Source organism: Embleya sp. NPDC059237, assembly GCF_042754105.1.
GTDB lineage: Bacteria > Actinomycetota > Actinomycetes > Streptomycetales > Streptomycetaceae > Embleya.
This window is the reverse complement of the sequence record NZ_JBHZAE010000004.1, coordinates 184,903-208,768: the sequence shown is the minus strand read 5'-3', so window position 1 is coordinate 208,768 and position 23,866 is coordinate 184,903. Positions and strand designations below refer to the sequence as shown.

The window sequence follows — 23,866 nt, the reverse complement described above, 5'->3', positions numbered from 1 at the left end:
GACGCAGAGCACGAACGATCTACGGGGGATCTCTTGCAATTCATGGTGCTTGGCCCGTTAAAACTGATGGACGACGAGAAACCGATCGCGCTCGGCGGCGACCGGCGGCGGGCGACGCTCGGCCTGCTGCTGCTCAACGCCAACCGCGAGGTGGCGACCAGCAAACTCCTCGAGGGCCTGTGGGACACCGAGGAGACGCCGCCGACCGCACGCAAGATCCTGCAGAACGCGGTGCGCGGCCTGCGGGTGATGTTCGCCGAGCACACACGCGGCGACACCCGCCCACCCGCACTGCTGACCTGCTCGCACGGATACCAGTTGCAGGTCGACCCCGAACGGGTCGACATGTTCCGCTTCCACCGCCTCGCCCAAGTCGGTCGCGCGGAACTGGCGGTCGGCCGTCCCGCCGCCGCCGCGGACATCCTGCGCGAGGTGCTGGAGCTGTGGCGCGGACCGGCCCTGGCCGACCTGGTCGAGGCCGGACACTCCTGGACGGAGCTGACCGCACTGCAAAACGCTCGCCTCGACGTGATGGAGGACTACTACGAGGCCGAGTTGGCCAACCGACACCACCAGAGCGTGCTCGGCGAGTTGGAGGCCATGGTCGAGGCCGAGCCACTGCGCGAGCGGGCGTGTCACCAGCTGATGCTCGCGCTGTACCGCAGCGGCCGTCAGGCCGACGCACTTGCGGTCTACCGCCGTGCCCGGCTGCGCCTCGCCGAGCAGTTCGGCCTCGAACCCGGCCGGGAACTGCGGATGTTGCAACACGCGATCCTCGTGCACGACCCATCCCTCGCCACGCCCGCCGGTCCGGCCCGACCCGTGGTGCTCGCCGCGCCCACGTCGGAGCCGGAACAGCCCGAATACCCGCTCGCCCGCACCGCCCCGGCCGCCGTGCCGCAGACCGCCGGGGCTCGGAGCCGGGTCAGCGCCGTACTGATCCGCGCCGACTTCGGCACGGGCTCCCGGGTTGCCGACGTCGGCGAGGCACTGGAGCGCACCGCGACGACCGTACGCGAGGAGGTCGAACGCTTCGGCGGCCTCGTCGCCGGCTCGACCGGCTCGGTCACCCTGGCCGTGTTCCGCTCCGACACCCGGGACGACGACAACGACCGGGTCGCCGAACGCGCCGTGCACGCCGCCATCTCCCTGCGCCGGCGCATCTGCTTCGACGTCCCCGACGGCGAACGACCCGCCCTGCGGGTGGCCGTGTCGACGGGCGAGATCCCGGTGCGGCCCGCCGAACGATTCCTGGAACCGCTGCCGGTCAACGGTGCGTTGCTCGTCGACTGTGAGTCCCTGCTTCAGTTCGCCGAGGACACCGAGATCGTGGTGTGTGACCACACCAACCTCCTGACCGGAGCGGCGATCCGCTACGGCCGCGAGGGCGGACCGCGCCCACGATGGACCGTCCGGGGACCCTGTCCGGACTCACCGCTCACGCCCGAAGCAGTCGATCGTGAACCCGAGTTGGATGTACTGAGCAGCCTGCTCGAACGGGTCCGCCGGCGGGCCCGGCCACACCTGGTGCTGGTCCTCGGCGGGCCCGGGATCGGCAAGTCGCGGTTGCTCGCGGCGTTCGAGAGACGGGTCCGGAACGCCGCGACGATCCGGCTCGACCCGCACGGCCCGGCGACCACCCCCAATGTGGCCGAACTCGCCGAGTACCGCCCACTCGTGGTGTTCGCCGACGACCTGCACCTGGCCGACAGCACGGTCTTGGCCGTCGTCGAGGACCTGCTCGATCAGCCGGAGCCGACCCCGCTCCTGGTGGTCGCCGCCGCCCGCCCGGAATTGTTCCGCCGCCGCCCGGGATGGGGCGACGGTCGCCGGCACGCGAGCCGGATGACCCTGGAGCCGGTCGCACCCGAGGCACCCGCCCGGGTGCCGGAGGAGCGCGACGCACCCAGGCTCTGCCACGTCCCCGGGCGGGTTCGTCCCCGCTCTTTGGTTCGGGGAGCCAGATTCGCCGCCCGGTCCGGGCTTCCGGAACCGGGTTGCCCGCCGCTCTCGCAGGGTTCACTGGCCCCGTTGAGTACTCGGCCGGAGGAGTGACGAGACCATGGAGAACGAAGGCAGGCTACGGAACTACCTCAAGCAGGCGGTCGGCGAGCTCCAGGACACCCGCGAACGGTTGCGGGAACTGGAGCAGGCCGCCGCCGAGCCGATCGCCATCGTCGGCATGGCCTGCCGCTTCCCCGGCGGGGTCGAATCACCCGACGGACTCTGGGAGTTGGTGGCCGAAGGGCGGGACGCGATCGACGCGTTCCCGACCGACCGCGGCTGGGACGTCGACGGCCGCTACGACCCCAACCCCGGTGTGCCGGGCAGCTACTACGCGCGCGGCGGGGGATTCCTGTACGACGCCGCCGAGTTCGACGCCGACTTCTTCGGGATCTCGCCGCGCGAGGCGTTGGCCATGGACCCGCAGCAGCGGCTGCTCCTGGAGACCGCGTGGGAGGCACTGGAACGCACCGGGACGGACCCGCAGACGTTGCGGGGCAGCGACACCGGGGTGTTCGTCGGTCTGATGGGCCACGGCGGACAGCGGTACGGGCTCGGTGCGGAGGAGGCCGGTCAGGGCGGCGACGGCTTCGGTGGGACCGGCAGCGCGGCCAGCGTCGCCTCCGGGCGGATCGCGTACCTGCTCGGCCTGGAGGGTCCGGCCCTGACCGTCGACACGGCGTGCTCGTCGTCACTGGTGTCGATGCACCTGGCGAGTCGGGCATTGCGCAAGGGCGAATGCTCGCTGGCACTGGTCGGCGGCGCCTCGGTGATGGCGACGCTGGACACCTTCGTCGACTTCTCCCGGCAGCGGGGGCTGGCCGAGGATGGCCGCTGCAAGGCGTTCGCGGCCACGGCGGACGGCACGGGGTGGTCCGAGGGCGTGGGCATGGTGGTCCTGGCCCGGCTGTCCGATGCCCGGCGGCTGGGATACCCCGTGCACGCGGTGATCCGGGGGAGTGCGGTCAACTCCGACGGCGCCTCCAACGGCCTGACCGCGCCGAACGGCCCGTCCCAGCAGCGGGTCATCCGCCAGGCACTGGCCGACGCGGGCCTGACCGCCGCCGACGTCGACGTGGTGGACGCGCACGGCACCGGCACCCGACTGGGCGACCCGATCGAGGCACAGGCCCTGCTGGCGACCTATGGCCGGGAACGTCCCGAGGACCGGCCGCTGTGGCTGGGCTCGCTGAAATCCAACATCGGCCACACCCAGGCCGCGGCCGGCGTCGGTGGCGTGATCAAGATGGTGCAGGCGCTGCGACACGGTCTGCTGCCCAAAACGCTGCACGTGGACGAGCCGACCCCCGCCGTGGACTGGGCGTCGGGCGCGGTCGAACTGCTGACCGCGGCGCGCGCCTGGCCCGAGACGGGCCGGGCCCGTCGGGCGGCGGTATCGGCCTTCGGGATCAGCGGAACCAATGCACACGTGATCATCGAGGAGGCCCCGACGCCGGCGGAGCCGGAGCCGGACTCGGAGTCGGTGTTGGAACCGGGTCCGGAACGGGGCTTGGAGCCGGAGCCGGAGCCGGAGTCCGAGCCCCCCGTGGTGCCGCTGCTGCTGTCCGCCGCCTCGGCCCCGGCGCTCGCCGCTCGGGCGCGCCAACTGCACGAGTTCACGGCAGCCGACCCGGCCGCCCCCGTGGCCGCCGCCCTGGCCACCCGGGCCCCACGACTGTCGCACCGCGCGGCCGTGCTCGGCACCGACCCGGCGGCGGGACTGCGCGCCCTCGCCGAGGGCCGGCCGTCCCCGGACGTCCTCCTCGGCACCGCCCGCCCGCGCGGGAAAACCGTGTTCGTCTTCCCCGGCCAGGGCTCGCAATGGTCCGGCATGGCCCTCGACCTGTACCGCGAATCCCCGGTGTTCCGCGCGCAATTGGACCGCTGCGCCGACGCCCTCGAACCGCACGTCGACTGGCTACTCCTCGATGCGCTCGCCGGACCGCTCGACCGCGTCGACGTGGTGCAGCCGGCGCTGTGGGCGGTGATGATCTCGATCGCCGCGCTGTGGGAAAGCCACGGCCTCGCTCCCGATGCGGTACTGGGCCACTCCCAGGGCGAGATCGCCGCCGCGTACGTCGCCGGCGCTCTCTCCCTCGCCGACTCGGCCACCGTCGTCGCCGCCCGCAGCAAGGCCATCGTGCGCCTGGCCGGTACCGGCGGCATGGCCTCCGTGCAACTCGCCACGGCCGACACCGCGCACCGGATCGAGCGCTACGCCGGAGCGGTCGAGATCGCCGCGATCAACGGACCCGGCAGTACGGTCGTCTCGGGTACCCCCGCCGCCCTGACCAACCTCGTCGAGTCCTGCGAGGCCGACGGGATCCGGGCGCGGCTCATCCCGGTGGACTACGCCTCCCATTCGGTGCACGTCGAGGCCCTGCGAGATGACATCCTCGGCACGCTCGCCGGCATCCGACCCCGCCCGACCCGAGTCCCGTTCCACTCCACGGTCACCAACGAGATCCTGGCCGGCCCGGAACTGGACGCCGAGTACTGGTTCCGCAATCTGCGCCACACCGTCGGCTTCGCCGCCGGGACCCGGGCGTTGCTCGACCGGGGACACCGAGTGTTCGTCGAGGTCAGCGCACACCCCGTGCTGACCACCGCGATCGGCGAGACGATCGAGGAAGCCGAAACACCCGACACGGTCGTCCTGGAGTCGCTGCGCCGGGACGAGGGCGGGTCGACGCGCTTCGCCGCCGGACTGGCCAGGGCGTATGTCCACGGCATCGAGGTCGACTGGCAACTACCGGCGACCAACCTGGAGTTGCCGACCTACCCATTCCAACGCCGGTGCTACTGGCTCGAAGAGCCCGCCGCGATCGGCGACATCACCGCCCTCGGCCTGCACCGCGCCGACCACCCGATGCTGGGCGCGGCGCTGCGCACCGCCGACGCGCAGACGCTGGTCCTCACCGGCCGGTTGTCCCGTACCGCGCAACCGTGGCTGGCCGACCACGGGATCGGCGCATCGGTGCTGCTGCCCGGCGCGGCGCTGGTCGAACTCGCCCTCCAGGCCGGCGACCGGGTCGGCCGCGCGCATCTGGCCGAACTGACCATGCAGGCACCGGTGGTCGTCGACACCGACCTCGATCTCCAGGTGCTGATCGGCCCGGAGGTCGACGCCGGTCGGCCGGTGGCGGTGTACACCAGCCCGAGCGGGCGCGACGAGTGGACCCGGCACGCACAGGGTGTGCTGACCGCCGAGGAGCCACCGGCGGTCGGCGAATCGACCTCCTGGCCGCCGCCGGGGGCGGTGGCCGTGCCGGTGGACGGGCTTTACGAGGACCTGGCCGAGCGCGGCTACGCCTACGGCCCGGCCTTTCGCGGCGTGCGGGCGGCGTGGCGCGACGGCGACGTGATCCACGCAGCGGTCGCGCTGCCCGACGAGCTGGACGTCTCCGGTTTCGGGGTGCACCCCGCCCTGTTGGACGCGTCGCTGCACGCGGTCGGTCTCGCCGAGGCCGACGACCTGCGCCTGCCGTTCGGCTGGACCGACGTACACGTGTACGCGAGCGGCGCCCGGACCGTCCGGGTACGCCTGTCCCCGGCCGGGCCGGACACGATCGCCGTACTCGTCACCGACGAGGCGGGGCAACCGGTCGCTTCGGTGGGCCAGTTGTCGCTGCGCCCGGTGGACGCGGGCACGTTCGGTCGGGCCCGGGTGGACGCGTCGGCGCTGTTCGGCGTCGACCTCGTGCCGATCGACCTCCCCGAAGCGTCCCCCGAGCACCCGTGGTTCACCCTCTCGCCGGCAGGCCACGACCGTCCGATCCCTCCGTCTTCCGCACCGGCCGCGCTGTGGACCTGCCCGAGCGGCGAGCTGGAGGACGTCGTCGCCCGGACGCTGGAGGTGGTCCGGGACTGGCTCGCCGACGCGGACCTCGCCGGCGTCCCGCTCGTCGTGCTCACCCGCGCGGACGAGCCCGCACACCGCGCCGTGGCCGGCCTGCTTCGCACCGCCCGGAGCGAACACCCGCGCCGACTCCGGCACATCGACGTCGACGACCACCTGCGCACCCGGCACGCACTGCCCGCCGCGATGGCCGTCGACCACCCCGAACTGGTGATCCGCGCCGGGATCGGCGCGGTCCCGCGCCTGGTCCGCGCGTCCGCGTCGCCCGCCCTGCCCGAGCCGAAGGATCGGCCGTGGCGGCTGGCCCCGACCCATCGCGGCGATCTCGACGGGTTGTCGCTCGCCGCGTGTCCCGAAGTGCTGCGTCCGTTGGCGGCCGGCGAGGTGCGGGTCGCGCTGCGGGCGGGCGGGCTGAACTTCAAGGCCGTGCTCCTCGAACTGGGCATGGTGGCGCGGGACGAGTGGTCCTCGCTGGGCGAGGGCGCCGGAGTCGTCCTGGAGGTCGGTGCGGATGTCACCGGACTGGCCCCGGGGGACCGGGTGATGGGCTTGTTCACCAGCGGTCTGGGTACGGTCGGCATCTCGGATCACCGGCTGGTCGTGCCGATGCCGAAACATCTGTCGTTCGCGCAGGCCGCCGGGGTCCCCGTGGTGTATCTCACCGCCTACTACGGCCTCGCGGACCTGGCCGGGCTGCGATCCGGCGAATCGCTGCTGCTGCACGCCGCGACCGGCGGGGTGGGCTTTGCGGCCCTGCAACTGGCCCGACACTGGGGCGCCGAGGTGTTCGGCACCGCGAGCGCCGGCAAACGCGACATGCTGCACGCGTGGGGCTTCGACGACGACCACCTCGCCGACTCGCGCAGCCTCGGCTACGCCGAGCGGTTCGGCCGGACCACCGGTGGCCGCGGCGTGGATGTCGTGCTCAACGCGTTGGCCCACGAGCACGTCGAGGAGTCGCTGGCCCTGCTGTCGAGCGGCGGACGCTTCGTGGAGATGGGCAAGACCGACATCCGCGACCCCGAGGAGATCGCGAAGACGCATCCCGGGGTGCGTTACCGGGCGTTCGATGTGATGGAGGCCGGCTTCGACCGCCTCGGCGAGATGCTGGAGGCGATCCGCGTCCTGTTCGACGAGGGCGCGCTGCGACCGATGCCGCTGACCACGTTCGAGGTACAGCGGGCCCCGGAGGCGTTCCGGTACCTCCGCCAGGCCCGACACGTGGGCAAGATCGTGCTGACCGTACCCGCACCGCTCGACCCCGACGGCACGGTGCTGATCACCGGCGGGACAGGTGTGCTCGGCGGGGTGATCGCCCGGCACCTGGTCGCCGAACACGGCGTACGGCGACTGCTGTTGACGAGCCGCCGCGGCCCGGCCGCGGAGGGCGCGGGCGCGTTGGTCGAGGACCTGCGCGCGGCGGGCGCCGACGTGGACGTGGTGGCGTGCGACGTCACCGACCGCAAGTCCCTTGCCGAGCTGATCGGCTCGACGCATCGACTGACCGGGGTGGTACATGCCGCCGGGGTGCTCTCCGACGGCGTTCTGGAGGCGCTGACCCGCGACGACCTCGACGCCGTACTGCGGGCCAAGGCCCGCTCGGCATGGGATCTGCACGAGCTGACCCGGGATCACGACCTGTCCCTGTTCGTGCTGTTCTCCTCGGCCGCCGGCGTGCTGGGCAACGCGGGCCAGGGCGGATACGCCGCGGCCAACGCCTTCCTCGACGGCCTCGCGGAACATCGGCGCGGGCTCGGCCTGCCGGGGTTGTCGATTGCGTGGGGCCTGTGGGCCCGGGAAAGCGCGATGACGGGCCACATGAGTGACACCGACCGGGACCGGCTGTCCCGGATGGGGCTGGGCGCGATCACCGACGAGCAGGGCGCGGCCCTGTTCGACGCCGCCCTCGCCCTGCGCCGCCCGGTCGCGGTGGCGGTACCGATCGACGTGGCCGGCCTGCGCAAGAGCGGCCGACCGTGGCCCGACGTGTTGTCGGCCCTGGACCCGAGCGGCCCGACCCGGCGCCGCGTCGCGGCCCGGGCGGCCGACACCTCGCGCGCGGACCGGCTCCTCGAACTGCCCGAACGCCAACGCCGCCGGGAACTGCTCGAACTGGTTCGGGAGTCCGCGGCGCTCGTGCTCGGGCACGACACGGCCGCCGCGGTCGACGCGGACAGCGCGTTCAAGGAACTCGGGTTCGACTCGCTGACGGCGGTGGAACTGCGCAACCGACTGGGCAACGGCACGGGCCTGCGCCTGCCCCCGACGGTCGTGTTCGACCACCCGACGCCGGTCGAACTGGCCGGCTTCCTGGACGAACTGCTCGTGCCCGCCGAGGAGACCGGGGTGCGGTCCGTCGTCACGGAACTCGATCGACTCGCCGTGGCGGATCTCGACGACGAGGAACGCGACCTGCTTGCCAAGGGACTCCAGGAGGTGCTGCGCCGACTCGCCGCACCGACCGACGGAGGCGGCGAGGACAGGGACTTCACCGCCGCCTCCGACGACGAACTCTTCGACTTCATCGACGGCGAACTCGACATCGCATGACTTCGCGTCCGTACGGAAGGGGGCTGCCCGGGATGTCCAACGAGCAGAAGCTGCGCGAGTATCTGAGGCGCGTCACGACGGACCTCCAGCGCGCCCAGCGGGAGCTGCGCGACGCCGAGGCCGCCGCCCGGGAGCCGATCGCGATCGTCGGCATGGCGGCCCGGTTCCCCGGTGCCGCCAACGCGCCCGAGGAGCTGTGGGAACTGATCCGTGGCGGTGGGGAAGCCCTCACGGATTTCCCGAGCGACCGAGGGTGGGATCTCGATCGGCTGTCGGACCCCGACCCCGACACACCCGGAACCACCTACCTCACCCGGGGCGGCTTCCTGGCCGGCGCGGGGCGGTTCGATGCCGAGTTCTTCGGGATCTCACCGCGTGAGGCGGCGGCGATGGACCCGCAGCAGCGGGTGTTGTTGGAAACCTCGTGGGAGGCGTTGGAGAGCGCCCGCATCGACCCGGCGTCGATGCGGGGCAGCTCCACCGGCGTCTTCGTCGGGGTGATCCCGCAGGAGTACATGCCGCGCGCGGGAGAGACGCCCGAGGACCTGGAGGGCTTCGTCCTCACCGGCGGCACCACCAGCGTCGCGTCGGGCCGGATCGCCTATGTGCTCGGCTTGTTGGGACCGGCGGTGACGCTGGACACGGCGTGCTCGTCGTCGCTGGTGTCGATGCACCTGGCGGAGCAGTCGCTGCGCAGCGGGGAGTGCGACCTCGCGCTGGCGGGCGGCGCCACCGTGATGTCCGGGCCGAGCGTGTTCGTGGAGTTCTCCCGACAGCGCGGGTTGGCGCCGGACGGCCGCTGCAAGGCGTTCGCCGCGGGGGCGGACGGCACCGGATTCTCCGAGGGCGTCGGGGTGTTGGTCCTGGCCCGACTGTCCGAGGCGCGACGGCGCGGGTTGCCGGTATTGGCGCTGGTGCGGGGCAGTGCGGTGAACTCCGACGGTGCGTCCAACGGCCTGACCGCGCCGAACGGGCCGTCCCAGCAGCGGGTGATCCGGCAGGCACTGGCCAACGCCGGTCTGTCCCCCGCCGAAGTGGATGTGGTGGAGGGGCATGGCACGGGAACACGGCTGGGCGACCCGATCGAGGCGGACGCGCTGCTGGCCACGTACGGACGGGCACGTACGCCGGGCTCCGACGAACAGGCGTTGCTGCTGGGCTCGGTGAAGTCGAACATCGGCCACACCCAGGCCGCGGCGGGCGTGGCCGGGGTGATCAAGATGGTCATGGCCATGCGGGACGGGGTGGTGCCCAAGACACTGCACGTGGACGAGCCGACACCCGCGGTGGACTGGTCCGCCGGGACGGTCGAGGTGGTGACCGAGTCCCGGCCGTGGCCGACGACGGGTCGGCCGAGGCGGTCGGCGGTGTCGTCGTTCGGGATCAGCGGGACCAACGCGCACGTGATTCTCGAACAGGCCCCAGTGGACGAGCCGGTGGCGGCGACCGACCCGGCCGAGGCACCGGGGACGGCGTTGCCGGTGGTTCCGGTGGTGGTGTCGGCGCGGTCGGCCGCGGCGTTGCGGGCACAGGCGGAGCGGCTGGTGCCCGTGGTCGCGGGCGGCGCGTCGCCGGCGGATGCGGGTTTGTCGGCGGCGGTGTCGCGGTCGACGTTCGAGCACCGTGGGGTGGTGCTGGCGGCTGACGCGGATGAACTCACGGCCGGTTTGCGGGCGTTGGCTGCGGGTGAGTCGGCCCCGAGCTTGGTGTCCGGGGTCGCCGCCGAGGGACTCACGGCATTCCTGTTCACCGGTCAGGGCGCGCAGCGCATGGGCATGGGACGGGAGTTGTACGAGACCTTCCCGGTGTTCGCGGCGGCGTTCGACGAGGTTTGTGGTCACTTCGACACGCTGTTGTCCGGGTCGTTGCGAGACGTCGTGTTCGGGGACGGCGAGGGATTGGACCGGACCGGGTGGACGCAGCCGGCGTTGTTCGCGGTCGAGGTGGCGATGTTCCGGCTGCTGGAATCGTGGGGTGTACGACCCGACTTCGTAACCGGGCACTCGATCGGCGAATTGGCCGCCGCGCATGTTGCCGGGGTGCTCGATATGGCCGACGCCTGTGCGGTCGTGGCGGCGCGGGGCCGGTTGATGCAGGCGTTGCCGGCCGGCGGGGCGATGGTCGCGGTGCGGGCCGGCGAGGCCGAGGTGCGCGAACTGCTGCGCGGGCATGAGGACCGGGCCGGGATCGCGGCGGTCAACGGGCCGACGTCGGTGGTGATCTCCGGCGCCGAGGACGTCGTCCTCGCGGTCGCGGACGCTCTGCGCGAGCGCGGCCACAAGACGAACCGGCTCACCGTGAGCCACGCCTTCCACTCGCCCCTGATGGACCCCGTCCTCGACGCGTTCGCCACGGTCCTGGACGGTGTGGAGTTGGCCGAGCCGTTGATTCCGATGGCCGCCGACCCCGCCGATGTGCGCTCGGCGCGGTATTGGGTCGACCACGTCCGCGAGCCGGTGCGCTTCGCGGAGCACATCGCCCGTCTGCGGGAGCGGGGCGTCACGCGGTTCCTGGAGGTCGGCCCCGACGGCGTACTCACCGCGCTGGGCCCGGAGACCGCACCCGACGCGAGGTTTGTCGCCTTCCAACACCGCGACCGCCCCCAGACCCGTACCGCGCTCACCGCACTCGCGCACCTGCACACCCACGGCCTCACCGTCGACTGGCGACACCTGTTCGCCGACACCGACGCCACCCTCGTCGACCTCCCCACCTACCCCTTCCAACAGCGCCACTACTGGCTGCCGGAGTCGTCCTCGGGCGACGTCGTGTCGGCCGGGCAGGTGGCCGCCGGCCATGCGATGTTGGAAGCCGTGGTGCGGGTCGCCGGTGCCGACGAGGTGGTGTTCACCGGGCGGCTGTCCGTACGGACGCATCCCTGGGTCGCCGAACACGAGCTGGGCGGACGGGCGTTGGTGCCCGGAACCGCGTTGCTCGACATGGCGATCCGGGCCGGGGACGAGGTCGGCTGCGCCGGCGTGGCCGAGATGGTGGTCACCGCGCCGCTGACCCTCCCCGAGTCGGGTGGAGTGCGGGTGCAACTCGTGGTGAACGAGGCGCGGGACGGCGGGGAGCGGCCGTTCGCGATCCACTCCTGCCCGGAGGACGCGTCCGGCGAGGAATGGACCTGCCACGCCATCGGCCTGCTGGCCGCCACGGCGCCCGAGCCGGACTTCGAGTTGAGTGAATGGCCGCCGACCGGGGCTCGACCCGTGCCGGTGGACGGGTTCTACGAGCGGCTCGCGGAGCACGGCTACGTCTACGGCCCGCTGTTCCGCGGGCTGCACACGCTGTGGCGCCGCGACGGGAGCGCCGGGGCCGAGTTCTTCGCCGAGGTCGCGCTGCCGGAACACGCCGAAACGGCCGGGTTCGGGATCCATCCCGCCCTGTTCGACGCGGCGATCCATCCCCGGGTCGTGGCCGCGATCGCCGACGCGGGTGAGGACTTCACGCTCCTGTTGCCGTTCGTGTGGAACGGGATCAGCCTCTACGCCACGGGCGCGACCGCGTTGCGGGTACGGGTCCTGATCGACGACCCGACCGAGGGGACGTCGTGCCGCGTGCAACTCGCCGACCAGGCCGGACAACCGGTCGCCGAGGTGCGCTCGGTCGAGGCCCGTCCGGTGTCGACCGACCGGTCGGCCGCGCGGAACGAGACCGCCGGCTCCCTCTTCGAGGTGGAATGGGTTCCGGTCGAGCCGACCCCGACGGAGCCGACCGGGCGCTGGGTTCTGCTCGGTGCGGCCGACGGCGTCATCGAGGACGCACTGCCCGTCGAGCGCCACGAGACGTTGCGGGAGGCGGCCGGGGCCGACGTGGTGGTCGCCGCGTACACCGCACCCTCGGGCGACGGCGACGGCGACGGCGAAGGCGAAGGCGAAGGCGACGTCGTCGCGTCGGTGCACGACACGACGGTCCGAGTCTTGGGTTTCCTCCGGGAATGGTCGGCCGACGACGCGTTCCTGTCGAGCCGCTTGGTCGTGGTCACCCGGGGTGCGGTGGCGACCGATGCCGCGCCGGACCTGATGGGCGCCGCAGTGTGGGGCCTGTTGCGGTCCGCGCGGGCGGAACATCCCGACCGGATCTTGCTGGTGGACGTCGACGACGACCCGGCCTCGCTCGCGGCCCTGCCCGCCGTGTTGGCGGCCGGCCACGACGAGGTCGCGCTGCGCGCCGGCGCGGTGACGGTACCCCGCCTGGTGCCGCAGCCCGCGCCGGCGGACGGGTCCCGGCCGGTGCCCGCGCCCGACGGCACCGTCCTGGTGACCGGTGGGACCGGCGCGCTGGGCGCGTTGTTCGCCCGGCACCTGGTCACCGAGTACGGCGTCCGGCACCTGGTCCTCACCAGCCGCCGGGGGCAAGCCGCCCCGGGCGCGGGCGAGTTGGTCGAGGCGCTCACCGAACTCGGGGCCACCGTACGGATCGCCGCGTGTGACGTGGCCGACCGGGACGCACTCGCGGCGATCCTCGACACCATCCCCGCCGAACACCCGCTCACCGGTGTCGTGCACACCGCCGGCGTGATCGACGACGGCATCCTCACCGCCCTCACCCCCGAGCGTGTCGACGCGGTGCTTCGGCCCAAGGTCGACGCCGCGTGGTACCTGCACGAGCTGACCCGCGAGCACCCGCTGACGATGTTCGTGCTGTTCTCCTCGCTGGCCGGCACGCTGGGCAACGCCGGACAGGCCAACTACTCGGCGGCCAACCACTTTCTCGACGCGCTCGCGCACCACCGCCGGGCCCACGATCTGCCCGCGGTCTCGCTGGGCTGGGGGTTGTGGGACACCGAGGGCGGCATGCAGGCCGGCGACGCCGACCAGGTGCGACGGAGCGGCCTGCGGGCGATCACGCCGGAGACCGGGCGGGCGTTGTTCGACCGGGCCCTGGCGGCGAACCGTCCGGTGACCCTGCCCGCCCGATTCGACCTGCGCACGTTGCGGGCCGGGTCGGCGCCGATCGTGTCGATGTTGCGGAGCCTGGTCGGGCGTCCGGCACGCCGGGTGGTGCGGCCGGGCGCGGCCGACCAACGGGCCCTGGCCGAACGGCTGGTGGCATTGCCGCTCCGGGAGCGGCAGGAGCAGGTCGCCGACCTGGTCCGGACCGAGGTGGCCGCGGTGCTCGGGTTCGGCGCGGGCGAACGGGTCGGCGAGAGCGTGCCGTTCCGGGACCTGGGCTTCGACTCGCTGACCGCCGTCGAGTTGCGCAACCGGCTGTCCGCGACCACGGGACTGCGCCTGTCGCCCGGGGTGGTGTTCGACTATCCGACGGTCGCGACGCTCGCGGAGCACGTGGTGTCCGAGCTGAGCGGCGATGTGCCCGCTGCGACCACGGCCGTCGCCGCGTCGGTTCCCGGGCCCGGCGGCGCGGACGAACCGATCGCAATCGTCGGCATGGCGTGCCGCTTCCCCGGCGGGGCCGGCACGCCCGAGGAGTTGTGGCGGCTGGTCGTGGACGGCGTGGACGCGATGTCGGACATACCGGATGATCGGGGTTGGGACGTCGCACGGTTGTGGGATCCGGATCCGGACAAGCCCGGCACGTTCTATCCGCGCGCCGGCGGATTCATCGACGAACCCGCCGGGTTCGACGCCGGCTTCTTCGGCATCTCGCCGCGCGAGGCGCTGGCGATGGACCCGCAGCAGCGGTTGTTGCTGGAGACCTCCTGGGAGGCCTTGGAAAGCGGCGGCATCGACCCGCAGTCGTTGCGCGGCAGCGGTACGGGTGTCTACACCGGCCTGACCGCACAGCAGTACGAGGCGGGCGCCGGGACGGTCGAGGAGGGCGTCGAAGGGTATCGGCTGACCGGCTCGACCACGTCCTTCGGATCCGGCCGAATCTCCTACGTCCTGGGCCTGGAGGGCCCGACGATGTCGATCGACACGGCGTGCTCGTCGGTGTTGGTTTCCCTGCACCTCGCCGCCAACGCGGTGCGCAGCGGCGAGTGTGCACTCGCCCTGGCGGGCGGTGCGACGGTGATGGCGCAGCCCATCGGCTTCATCGAGTTCTCCCGGCAGCGCACGTTGTCCCCCGACGGCCGGGCCAAGGCGTTCGCCGAGTCCGCCGACGGCACCGGATGGTCCGAGGGCGTGGGCATGTTCGTCCTGGAACGCCTGTCCGACGCCCGCCGCAACGGGCACCCGGTGCTCGCGCTGATCCGGGGCAGCGCGGTGAACTCCGACGGCGCGTCCAACGGCCTGACCGCGCCCAACGGTCCGTCGCAACAGCGGGTGATTCGGCAGGCGTTGGCGAACGCCGGCCTCGCCGGGTCCGACGTGGACCTGTTGGAGGCTCACGGGACGGGTACCAGGCTCGGTGACCCGATCGAGGCTCAGGCCCTGTTGGCCACCTACGGCCGGGACCGGCCGGCGGATCGGCCCCTGTGGCTGGGTTCGGTCAAATCCAACATCGGGCACACCCAACACGCCGCCGGAGCCGGTGGGTTGATCAAGGCGATCCTGGCCATGCGCGATGGCCTGATGCCGAAGACGCTGCACGTGGACGAGCCGACGTCGGCGGTGGACTGGTCGTCCGGGGCGATGCGCTTGTTGACCGAGGCGCGCCCGTGGCCGGACGTGGACGGACCGCGTCGGGCCGCGGTGTCGGCGTTCGGGATGAGCGGTACGAACGCGCATGTCGTGCTGGAGCAGGCCCCCGAGGAACCGGCCCCGGCGGAGGCCGGGGTGTCCCTGCCGGCGGTGCCGTGGGTGTTGTCGGCCAAGTCGCCGCAGGCGCTGCGGGCGCTGGCCGATCGGCTGTCGTCGCTGTTGCACGCCACGGATGACACCGACGACGCCGCGCCGAGTCCGCTCGACGTCGGCTTCTCGCTGGCGGCCCGGTCCGGGTTCGAGTACCGCGCGGTGCTCGTGGTCGGGGAGGTCGCGGAGGCACGGGCCGGACTGCGGGCGATCGCCGAGCCCCGGCACGAAAACGAGCTTGAGCCCGGGCGGGACGTGCCCGCCGCCGCGGACGGGCGCACGGCGTACCTCTTCACCGACCGCCCCGCGCCCGGTCCGGATCGGGACCTGTACGAGACATGGCCGGTGTACGCCCGGGCGTTCGACGCCGCGCTCGCCGAGGTCGAGGGTGAGGACCGGTTCGCCGCCGAGGTGGCGCTGTTCCGCCTGGTCGAGTCCTGGGGCATGAGCTTCGGCTGCGTCGCCGGGACCGGCGTCGGCGAGCTTGCCGCGGCGTACGTCGCCGGGGCGCTCTCGACGACCGACGTGCGCCGGTTGTTGGTCGATGGGCAACGGGCCGACGGGCGACGGGCCGAGGTGACCTTCGGGGAGCCGCGCATCCCGGTGGTGTCGTTGCGCACCGGCATGCCGCCGGCCGCCGATGACGCGCCGGGAGCGCCCGGAACCGAGGGCGCCGCCGCCGCCGAGCGGTGGATGGCCGAGCAGCGCGTGACCCGCCTCGTCGAATCGGGCGGCGCCGGAAGGGTGTTCCGGCGCTCGGTGGCGCTGCTCCCGGACGATCGGCCGCAGGTGCGCGCCGTGCTCGACGGGATCGGCGAACTGTTCGTGGCCGGCGCGCCCGTCGACTGGTCGGCCGTGTTCGCCGGCACCGGCGCGCGCCGCATCGCCTTGCCCACCTACCCGTTCCGGCACGAGCGGTACTGGCCGGCCGTGCCCGAACCCGCCGAGGGCACCGACGCCGGCACCGCCTCGCTGTTCGAACTGCGCTGGACCCCGGTCGCGGTGCCGGCGGACGACGAGCCGGAGAGCCTGCTCGCCCTGCTCGGCGACGACCCCGCCGGCCTGGCCGCGATGGCGCCGCTGCGCTTCGGCGACGTCGAGGAGGCCGCGACGGCGTTCACCCCGTGGGACGTACTGCTGGTGCAGCCGTCGACCCCGGAGGATCCCGCCGTCGACGGCCCGGCCGAGGTGCACCGTGCGGTGGCCCGGGCGCTCGACGTGGCGCAGGCGTGGCTGGCCCGGGAGAACCTGCCGGACAACCGCCTGATCGTGGTGACCCGGGGCGCGATGGCCGTCGAGGCCGGGGAGGGCGTGCCCGACCCGGCCGGCGCCGCCGTGTGGGGCCTGCTGCGCTCGGCCCAGGCGGAGCACCCGGATCGGATCGTGCTGGTCGACCTGGACGACGACCCGGCCTCGACCGACCTGCTGTTCGTGGCGGCCCAGACCGGGGAACCCCAACTCGCGGTGCGCGCCGGGCGGTTGCTCACCCCGCGCCTGGTGCCGTCGGCGCCCCTGCCGGATGTGGTCCCGCCGACACCGGTGGCGGGCGGCACCGTGCTGGTGACCGGCGCCGGCGGGCCGCTGGGCGCGCTGTTCGCCCGACACCTGGTCACCGCGTACGGGGTGGAACACCTGGTGCTCGCCGACCCGAACGGCCCCGATTCGCCCGCCGGCCGACTGCGGGACGAACTGGCCAAGCTCGGCGCCGCGGCCACCGTGGTCGCCTGCGACCCGGCCGACCGCGAGGCGGTCCGCACGATGCTCGCGGACATCCCGGCCGCGCACCCGCTGACCGGGATCGTGCACACCGAAAACGTGCTGGACGACGGCGTGTTCACCGCGCTGACCCCGGCGCGCGTGGCGGCTGTGTCGCGGCCCAAGGTGGACGGCGCCCGGCATCTGCACGAGCTGACCGTGGACGCCCCGCCCGCGCTGTTCGTGCTGTGCTCGTCGGTGGTCGGCATGCTCGGCAGCCCGGGTCAGGCCAACTTCGCCTCGGCGAACGCCTACCTGGACGCGCTGGCGACCCGCCGCCGGGCCGCCGGACTGCCCGCCGTGTCGCTCGCGTGGGGCCGGATGGTGGCGAGCGCGCAATCCGGCCTGCGGGTGATCGGTGAGGACGAGGCGTGCGCGCTGTTCGACGCCGCGCTCGCCGACGGGCACACCGTGCTCGCCCCCGCCCCACTCGACCTTCCCGCGCTGCGCCGCGACGGTGCGCAGGTCCCGGCGGTGTTGCGGCACCTGGTGCCGCACGACGAGCGCCGGACGGCGAGCACCGAGCCGCCGGCCGACCGGTTCGCCGCGATGAGCCGGGCCGAGGCCGCGGCGTTCCTGCGGGACCTGGTGCGCACCGAGGCCGCGGCCGTGCTCGGTCACGCGGCGCCGGACCGATTGCAGTGGGAGGTGTCCTTCCGGGACTCCGGCTTCGACTCGTTGTCCGCCGTGCAGTTCCGCAACCGGCTGGGGGAGCGCACCGGCCTGTCGCTGCCGACCACGCTGGTCTTCGACTACGCCTCACCGGGCGTACTCGTGGACCACCTCCTCGAACGGCTCGCCGTCACCGACGGAGCGGACCACCGCGCGGCATTGGCCGAACTGGACCGCCTGGAGGCGGTGTTGATGGCCGTGCCGGTCGAGCCGACGGACGACGAGGACGCCGGGCACACCGAGATCGCCGCCCGCCTGAACACCATCCTCGCCCGCTGGAACAGGGCCCGGGCCGACGCCCGTGCACACGCCCCCGGCGGCGTGATCGACCCGGCCACCGCGATCGAGACCGCGACCGAGAACGAGATCTTCGACTTCATCGACCGGGAACTGGGCCGCTCCGCCGCCAACCCGCAACGCTGACCACAAGGAGACACGGTGAACGCACCCACCCGCTACGCCGAGGCCCTGCTGACCGGAATGCTCGGCACCTTCGGTCTGGACGTCCAGTACGTCCGGGCAGAGCGCAACTCGCTGTACCACCTGGACGACACCGGCACCGAGGTGCCCGTGCTCGACCTGATCGGGGGCTGGGGCTCGCTGATGCTCGGGCACAACCATCCGGAGATCGTGGCGTACGCGAAGGAACTCCTGGACACCGGTTGGCCGGTGCACTCCCAGCACTCCGCGCACCCGGTCGCCGACCAGGTCGGCGCGGTGCTCAACGGCATCCTGGGCCGCGAATTCCCCGGCGCCGAGCCGTATTCGATCGGCTTCGCGAACAGCGGTGCGGAGGCGGTCGAAGCGGCGGTCAAACACTGTGAGTTCGACCGGGTGTTGCGGATACAGAGCCTGGTCCAGGAGATCGAGTGGCACGCCGACGTCGCGCTTCGCGCGGTGAGCGACGGAAGTGCGGCGCTACCCGACGACACGTCGCTGCTGCCCGGCGACGTGCCGGTGCCCACCACCGTCGAGGAGTTCGCCGGAGTGCTCGGTGCGATGGCCGCGCACAACCTCTCGCGCGCGGGTACCGGCCCGGTGTTCTTCGCCCTGGAGCGGGCCTTCCACGGAAAGCTGATGGGCAGCACCCAGTTCACCTACAACCCGCTGTTCCGGGCGGCGTTCGCGGCACTCGGCTCGACGGTGACCTTCGTGCCGCCCAACGACGCGGCGGCGTTCGAGAAGGCCGTGGCCGAGCACCGGGTCACCGTGCTCGACGTGGAGGTGGTGCACGGCCGGGTCACCCTCGTCGAGCGGGCCTTCCCGGTGATCGCCGGACTGATCGTCGAGCCGATCCAGGGCGAGGGCGGAATCCACGAGCTGACCGAGGAGTTCGTCGCCCGCGTACGCCGGATCTGCGACGAGGTCGAGTGCCCGATCGTGGTCGACGAGATCCAGACCGGGATGGGGCGCACCGGCCGGTTCTTCGCGAGCAGCCACATCGGACTGCTGGGCGACTACTACGTGTTGGGCAAGTCGCTCGGCGGCGGCATCGCCAAATCCTCCGCGTTCCTCGTGCGACAGTCGCGCTACCGGCCCGAGTTCGAGCTGGTGCACAGCTCCACGTTCGCCAAGGACGGCTTCTCCACGGCGCTCGCGCTGCGCACCCTCGACCTCCTGGAGGCCGACGGCGGGGCCGCGTACGAACGGGCCGCCGAGCGCGGCGAGCGCATCCTGGGCATGCTGCGCGAACTGGCCGCCGAATTTCCCGACGTGGTGGCCGACGTGCGCGGACGCGGGCTGCTGATCGGGCTGGAGTTCGCCGACCAGAGCAACGCGTCGTCCGCGATCATCCGGGGCAAGGCACAGGCCGGGCTGCTCGTCTTCCAGCTGGGCAGCTACCTCCAGGCGGTGCACCGCATCCGCACCGGCCCCACGGCCAGCGTGCCGACCATGTTGCGGATCGAGCCCTCGATCCACATCAGCGACGAGGAGATCGATCGGTTGCGGACCGGCCTCACCCAGGTCTGCCTGATCCTGCGCAACCAGGACGCACTGCCCCTGGTGCACCCGCTGACCGGCGCCGGCGGCCGGCCGCCGCGCGTGGAAAGCGCGGACTTCCGGCCGCGGCGGGGCGATTCGGCCGTGCAGGCCGAGTCGGGCGTACAGGCCACACCGACCGAGCCGGCCGATCGTCGCGTCGCGCTGATCGGCTACCCGCTGACCCCGGACCTGCTGCGGGAGGTCGACCCCTCGCTCGCCGACCTGGACGACGAACACCTGCTCGGCTACTCCCGACGGTCCGAACTGCTCAAGGACCTCCCGGCATGCGCGCCGATCCGCTTCGACTCGCCGCAGGGCACGTCGGTGGACCTCACCGTCTACCCGCTGCTGGTGTCCTCGCAGCAGTTGCGGGAGTACCAGGTCTCCGGGCAGACCTTCCTGATCGGCCTGGACCTCGACCGCCGGGTGCGCGCGGCGAAGGCGGACGGCTGCGACACCGTCGGCCTCGGATTCGGCCTCGGCGCGGTCGCCGGCCACGGTCGCGCGCTGCGTGTTCCCGGGATCACGGTGACCGCCGGCAGCGCGCTGGCGGTCGGCTCGGCGCTGGCCGCCGTCCGACACGCCGCGACAAAGCGGCTGGGCGGGTTCGCCGGATCGACGGTGGCGGTCGTCGGCGCCGGCGGCCGGATCGGCTCGGCACTCGCCGTACTGAGTGCACGCGAGGCCGCCGTGATCGTGCTCGTGGGCAGCGGCCGATCCGGCTCTGCCGATCGACTCCGGGCCACGGAGCAGTGGATCTACCAGGAGGCGTGGGCGCGGATCGCCACCGGCGACGCGTCGACGGGTCTGGCGGCGGCGCTGTCCGCGGAGCCGCTGATCACCGGCTGGCTGGCCCAGGGACGCGCCGCCGACGAGCCGAGCGGGGCCGCCATCGCCGCCCACCTCGCCGAAACGCACGACGTGAACCCGTACGTCGTGGTCACCGACGATCTGCCGGCGGTGCGCCGGGCCCAGGTGGTCTTCGCGGCGCATTCGAGCCCGGTCCCCGTGCTCGACGGGAAACACCTCGCGGACGGCGCCGTGCTCGGCGACGTGTCCTTCTTCGGCACCGGCGCCGAATGCGCCGCGACGGTCGGCCGCGACGACCTGCGATACGTACGCGCCGGCGTGCTCTCCGTATCCGACGGGGCCGAAGTGCCGCGCGCCCTGGGCATCTCGCCGAACACCGGTGAGCTGCTCGCGGGCGTGGCCGAGGCCATCACGCTCGCGTTGTCCGGCGACGGCGGACCCGCGGGCGCCGGCGGACGGAGCGGCGCCGGCGCCCTCACCGGTGAGCGGGTGCAGGCCGTGATCGACCTTGCGCGGCGACACGGCTTCGAGACCGTCACCCCCTGAGAACCGCCGGATACGGCTCGCCGGACCATCGGCCGATGGTCCGGCCCGATCAACAGAAGGTACGCGGAATGTCAGAGTCAGCAGATTCCGAGTCGAAAGTGGCGGCGGAGGGCACGCCGGATCTCCACTACACCAACCGCTGGTTGATCCTGGCGGTGATCGGTCTCGCCCAGATGACGATCTTCCTGGACACGACGGTCGTCAACATCGCGCTGCCGTCGGCGCAGGCGGATCTGGGCTTCGCCGACGGGGACCGCCAGTGGGTCGTCACGGCCTACGCGCTCGCCTTCGGCAGCCTGCTCCTGCTCGGCGGCCGGCTGGTCGACCTCGTGGGGGCCAAACGCTCGCTGATGATCTCGATCGTCGGCTTCGGCGTGATGTCGGTGCTGGGCGGCGCGGCCAACGGCTTCGCGATGCTGGTGACCGCGCGCGCGTTGCAGGGGGCGTTCGCCGCGCTCGTGGCGCCGGCGGCACTGTCCTTTCTGCTGACCGTGTTCAAGGATCCGAAGGAACGGGTCACCGCGTTCGGGGTCTACGGCGCACTGGGCAGCGGCGGGCTCGCGCTGGGGCTGATCCTGGGCGGCGCGTTGACCGACTGGCTGGACTGGCGCTGGTGCCTGTACGTCAACGTGATCCTGACCGCGGTCGTCTTCGTGGGCGCGCTGCTGACGATGCAGAACCGGCAGGCCGCGCAGCGCCCGGAACGGCTCGACCTGCCGGGCACGGTGACCGCCTCGGTCGGCCTGTTCTGTCTCGCCTACGGTCTGTCCAACGCCGCCGACGGCGAATGGGGCGGCGCCGACGTGTGGGGCTACCTGGTCGGGAGCGGGATCCTGCTCGTCGCGTTCGTCGTGTTCGAACTGCGCTCGCGCACTCCGCTGTTGCCGATCCGGATCGTGCTGCACCGCAACCGGGGCAGCGCCTACCTGGCGATGTTCCTGCTCGGTGTCGGGTTGTTCGTGCAGTTCCTGTTCCTGACCTACTACCTGCAATTGATCCTGAAGTTCACCGCGATCGAGAGCGGCCTTGCGTTCCTGCCGATGATCTTCGGCATCGCGATCGGCGCGACCACCGTCCCGCCGGTGCTCGAACCCAAGCTCGGCGCGCGCATCCTGATCCCGGCGGGCCTGCTCCTGGCCGCCGTCGGGTCGTTTTGGCTCAGCCGGCTGAGCACGGACAGCTCGTACGCCGCCGGCGTGCTCGCCCCGTCCTTCATCGCCGGCATCGGCTTCGGCCTGGTGGTCTCGCTCGGCGCGGCGGTGGCCACGGTCGGGGTCGAACCGCAGGACGCCGGTGCCGCGTCGGCACTGGTGAACACCGTGCAGCAGGTGGGTGGTTCGATCGGAACCGCGCTGCTGAGCACGCTGGCAATCACGGCGGCGGACTCGTTCGTCGAGGGCAAGGAGAAGACCGCGAAACTGGCCGCGGAGGCGTCCGTGGAGAGTTATACGACCGCCTTCTTCTGGGGCGCGATGGTCTTTCTCGGGGGGGCGATCGTCTGTGGCCTGCTGTTCGACCGCTTCGTGACGGCGCAGACCGACCCGGAGATCGAGGAGCCGGCCACTCCGGTCGGCGCCTGATCGGTTTCGCCGCACCGGTCGTCCTGCGGTACTGGTTCCCAGTACCAGCGGGACGACCGGTTTTTGGTTTCGGGGCGCTGGGATCGGCCGGCCGCAGGGGATTGACTCGACCGTGAGACGCGGTGCGTGAGCCCGCCCCGATCGGGGCCCGGGCCCGCCGGCGACCCCCGATCGCAGGAGGATTTCATGACAACCGTGACCAGTGAGCGGGCGGAGGAGACGGCCGCGTCCGCGGTCGACCCGGCCGAACTCGTGACCCGTGCCCGCGAACTCGCCCCCCTGATCCGCGAGCACGCGGCGAAGACCGAGGAGGATCGTCGGCTCGCCGAGGAGGTCGTCGTCGCGCTGCGCGACGCCGGGCTGTTCCGGCTCACCACGCCGACCCGGTTCGGCGGCTACGACCTGCGCATGCCGGACCTGCTGACGATCGTCGCCGAGGTCGGCCGGGCGTGCGGCTCGGCCGGCTGGAACCTGTCCATCGACACCGCCTCCACCCGGTTCGCGCTGAACGGGATGCCGGAGACCGCGCTGTCCGACATGTTCGAGGGCAACCCCGACGCGTACGTGATCTCCACGGCCCACCTGAGTACCACCAAGGCGTGGAAGACCGACGGCGGGTGGCGGATCACCGGCACCTTCCCGTGGAGCTCGGGCTGTGAGATCGCCGACTGGGCCTACATCCCGGTCGTGCACGTGTACGACGGCGACGAGCAGACCGCGGACCTGGTCGGCGGCGTCGTGCCGATGAGCGACCTGAGGATCGAGCGCACCTGGCACTCGGCCGGCTTGGGCGGCTCCGGCACGCATACGGTCCTCGCCGAGGACGTGTTCCTCCCGGAGCGGCACGCCGCCGCGTTCAGCCTCACCGACCTCGTCGGCGAGGACGAGCGGGACAGCATGCTCGTCCAGGGCAGCGCGCAGTCGCTCGCCGCGATCGTGGGCGCGGCACGGGGCGCTCTCGAGGTCACCCGGGGCGCCCTGGACAAGAAGCGGCCGATCACCTACGTGAACTACGAGGCGGCCATGGACGCGCCGTCGGTGCAGATGTGGTTCGGCGAGGCCACCCACCTGGTGGAGACCGCCGAGTTGCACCTGCGCGAGATCGGCCGCTCGCTCGACGGGATCCCGGAGACCGCGCCGATGCCATGGGCCGAGCGGGCCCGGCTGCGCATGCACCAGCGCTCCGCCCAGGAGAAGTCGCGCGCGGCCGTGGAGCGCATGCTCGACGTGGTCGGCGGCAGCTCGTTCGCCCTGTCGAACCCGCTCCAGCGGCTGTGGCGGGACATCTCGGTGATGAGCCGGCACACCGCGCTCAACGCGCCGATCATCCTGGAGGACTACAGCCGCGCGGCGCTGGACATCCACCCGGCGGTCACCCTCCTCTACTGAGGGATGCGTCGAGGGATTTC

The 23,866-nt window shown here is 72.6% G+C and carries 5 protein-coding genes and 1 pseudogene; all 6 read left to right on the top strand.

Going from position 1 to position 23,866, the window contains the following annotated elements:
- Positions 1–66: 66 nt before the first annotated feature.
- The 6 genes and pseudogenes from ACFXKZ_RS14965 (at position 67) to ACFXKZ_RS14940 (ending at position 23,846) form a co-directional block, all read left to right on the top strand.
- Positions 67–2,055 (top strand): BTAD domain-containing putative transcriptional regulator, encoded by a 1,989-nt coding sequence (locus ACFXKZ_RS14965; protein ID WP_380000334.1) that lies wholly within the window; start codon positions 67–69, stop codon positions 2,053–2,055.
- Positions 2,056–2,062: 7 nt separating this feature from the next.
- Positions 2,063–8,413: an SDR family NAD(P)-dependent oxidoreductase gene (locus tag ACFXKZ_RS14960; RefSeq protein ID WP_380000332.1), complete on the top strand. Its 6,351-nt coding sequence runs from the start codon at positions 2,063–2,065 to the stop codon at positions 8,411–8,413.
- Between the two features lie 59 nt (positions 8,414–8,472).
- Positions 8,473–17,961, top strand: a pseudogene (locus ACFXKZ_RS14955) (SDR family NAD(P)-dependent oxidoreductase); the annotation flags it as partial.
- 15 nt (positions 17,962–17,976) lie between these two features.
- Positions 17,977–20,877 carry an aminotransferase class III-fold pyridoxal phosphate-dependent enzyme gene (locus ACFXKZ_RS14950; RefSeq protein ID WP_380000330.1) on the top strand — a complete coding sequence of 967 codons (2,901 nt, stop codon included), beginning with the start codon at positions 17,977–17,979 and terminating at the stop codon, positions 20,875–20,877.
- 68 nt (positions 20,878–20,945) lie between these two features.
- Positions 20,946–22,457, top strand: coding sequence for a DHA2 family efflux MFS transporter permease subunit (locus ACFXKZ_RS14945; RefSeq protein WP_380000328.1), 1,512 nt, complete (start codon positions 20,946–20,948; stop codon positions 22,455–22,457).
- A gap of 186 nt (positions 22,458–22,643) precedes the next feature.
- Positions 22,644–23,846, top strand: a complete 1,203-nt coding sequence (locus tag ACFXKZ_RS14940; RefSeq protein WP_380000326.1) for an acyl-CoA dehydrogenase family protein — start codon at positions 22,644–22,646, stop codon at positions 23,844–23,846.
- The last annotated feature ends 20 nt before the right edge of the window (positions 23,847–23,866 follow it).

Excerpts from the sequence above, each read along its gene's own strand:
- ACFXKZ_RS14965 (WP_380000334.1), top strand. The coding sequence starts at position 67 with ATGGACGACGAGAAACCGATCGCGCTCGGCGGCGACCGGCGGCGGGCG.
- ACFXKZ_RS14960 (WP_380000332.1), top strand. The coding sequence starts at position 2,063 with ATGGAGAACGAAGGCAGGCTACGGAACTACCTCAAGCAGGCGGTCGGC.
- ACFXKZ_RS14945 (WP_380000328.1), top strand. The coding sequence starts at position 20,946 with ATGTCAGAGTCAGCAGATTCCGAGTCGAAAGTGGCGGCGGAGGGCACG.
- ACFXKZ_RS14940 (WP_380000326.1), top strand. The coding sequence starts at position 22,644 with ATGACAACCGTGACCAGTGAGCGGGCGGAGGAGACGGCCGCGTCCGCG.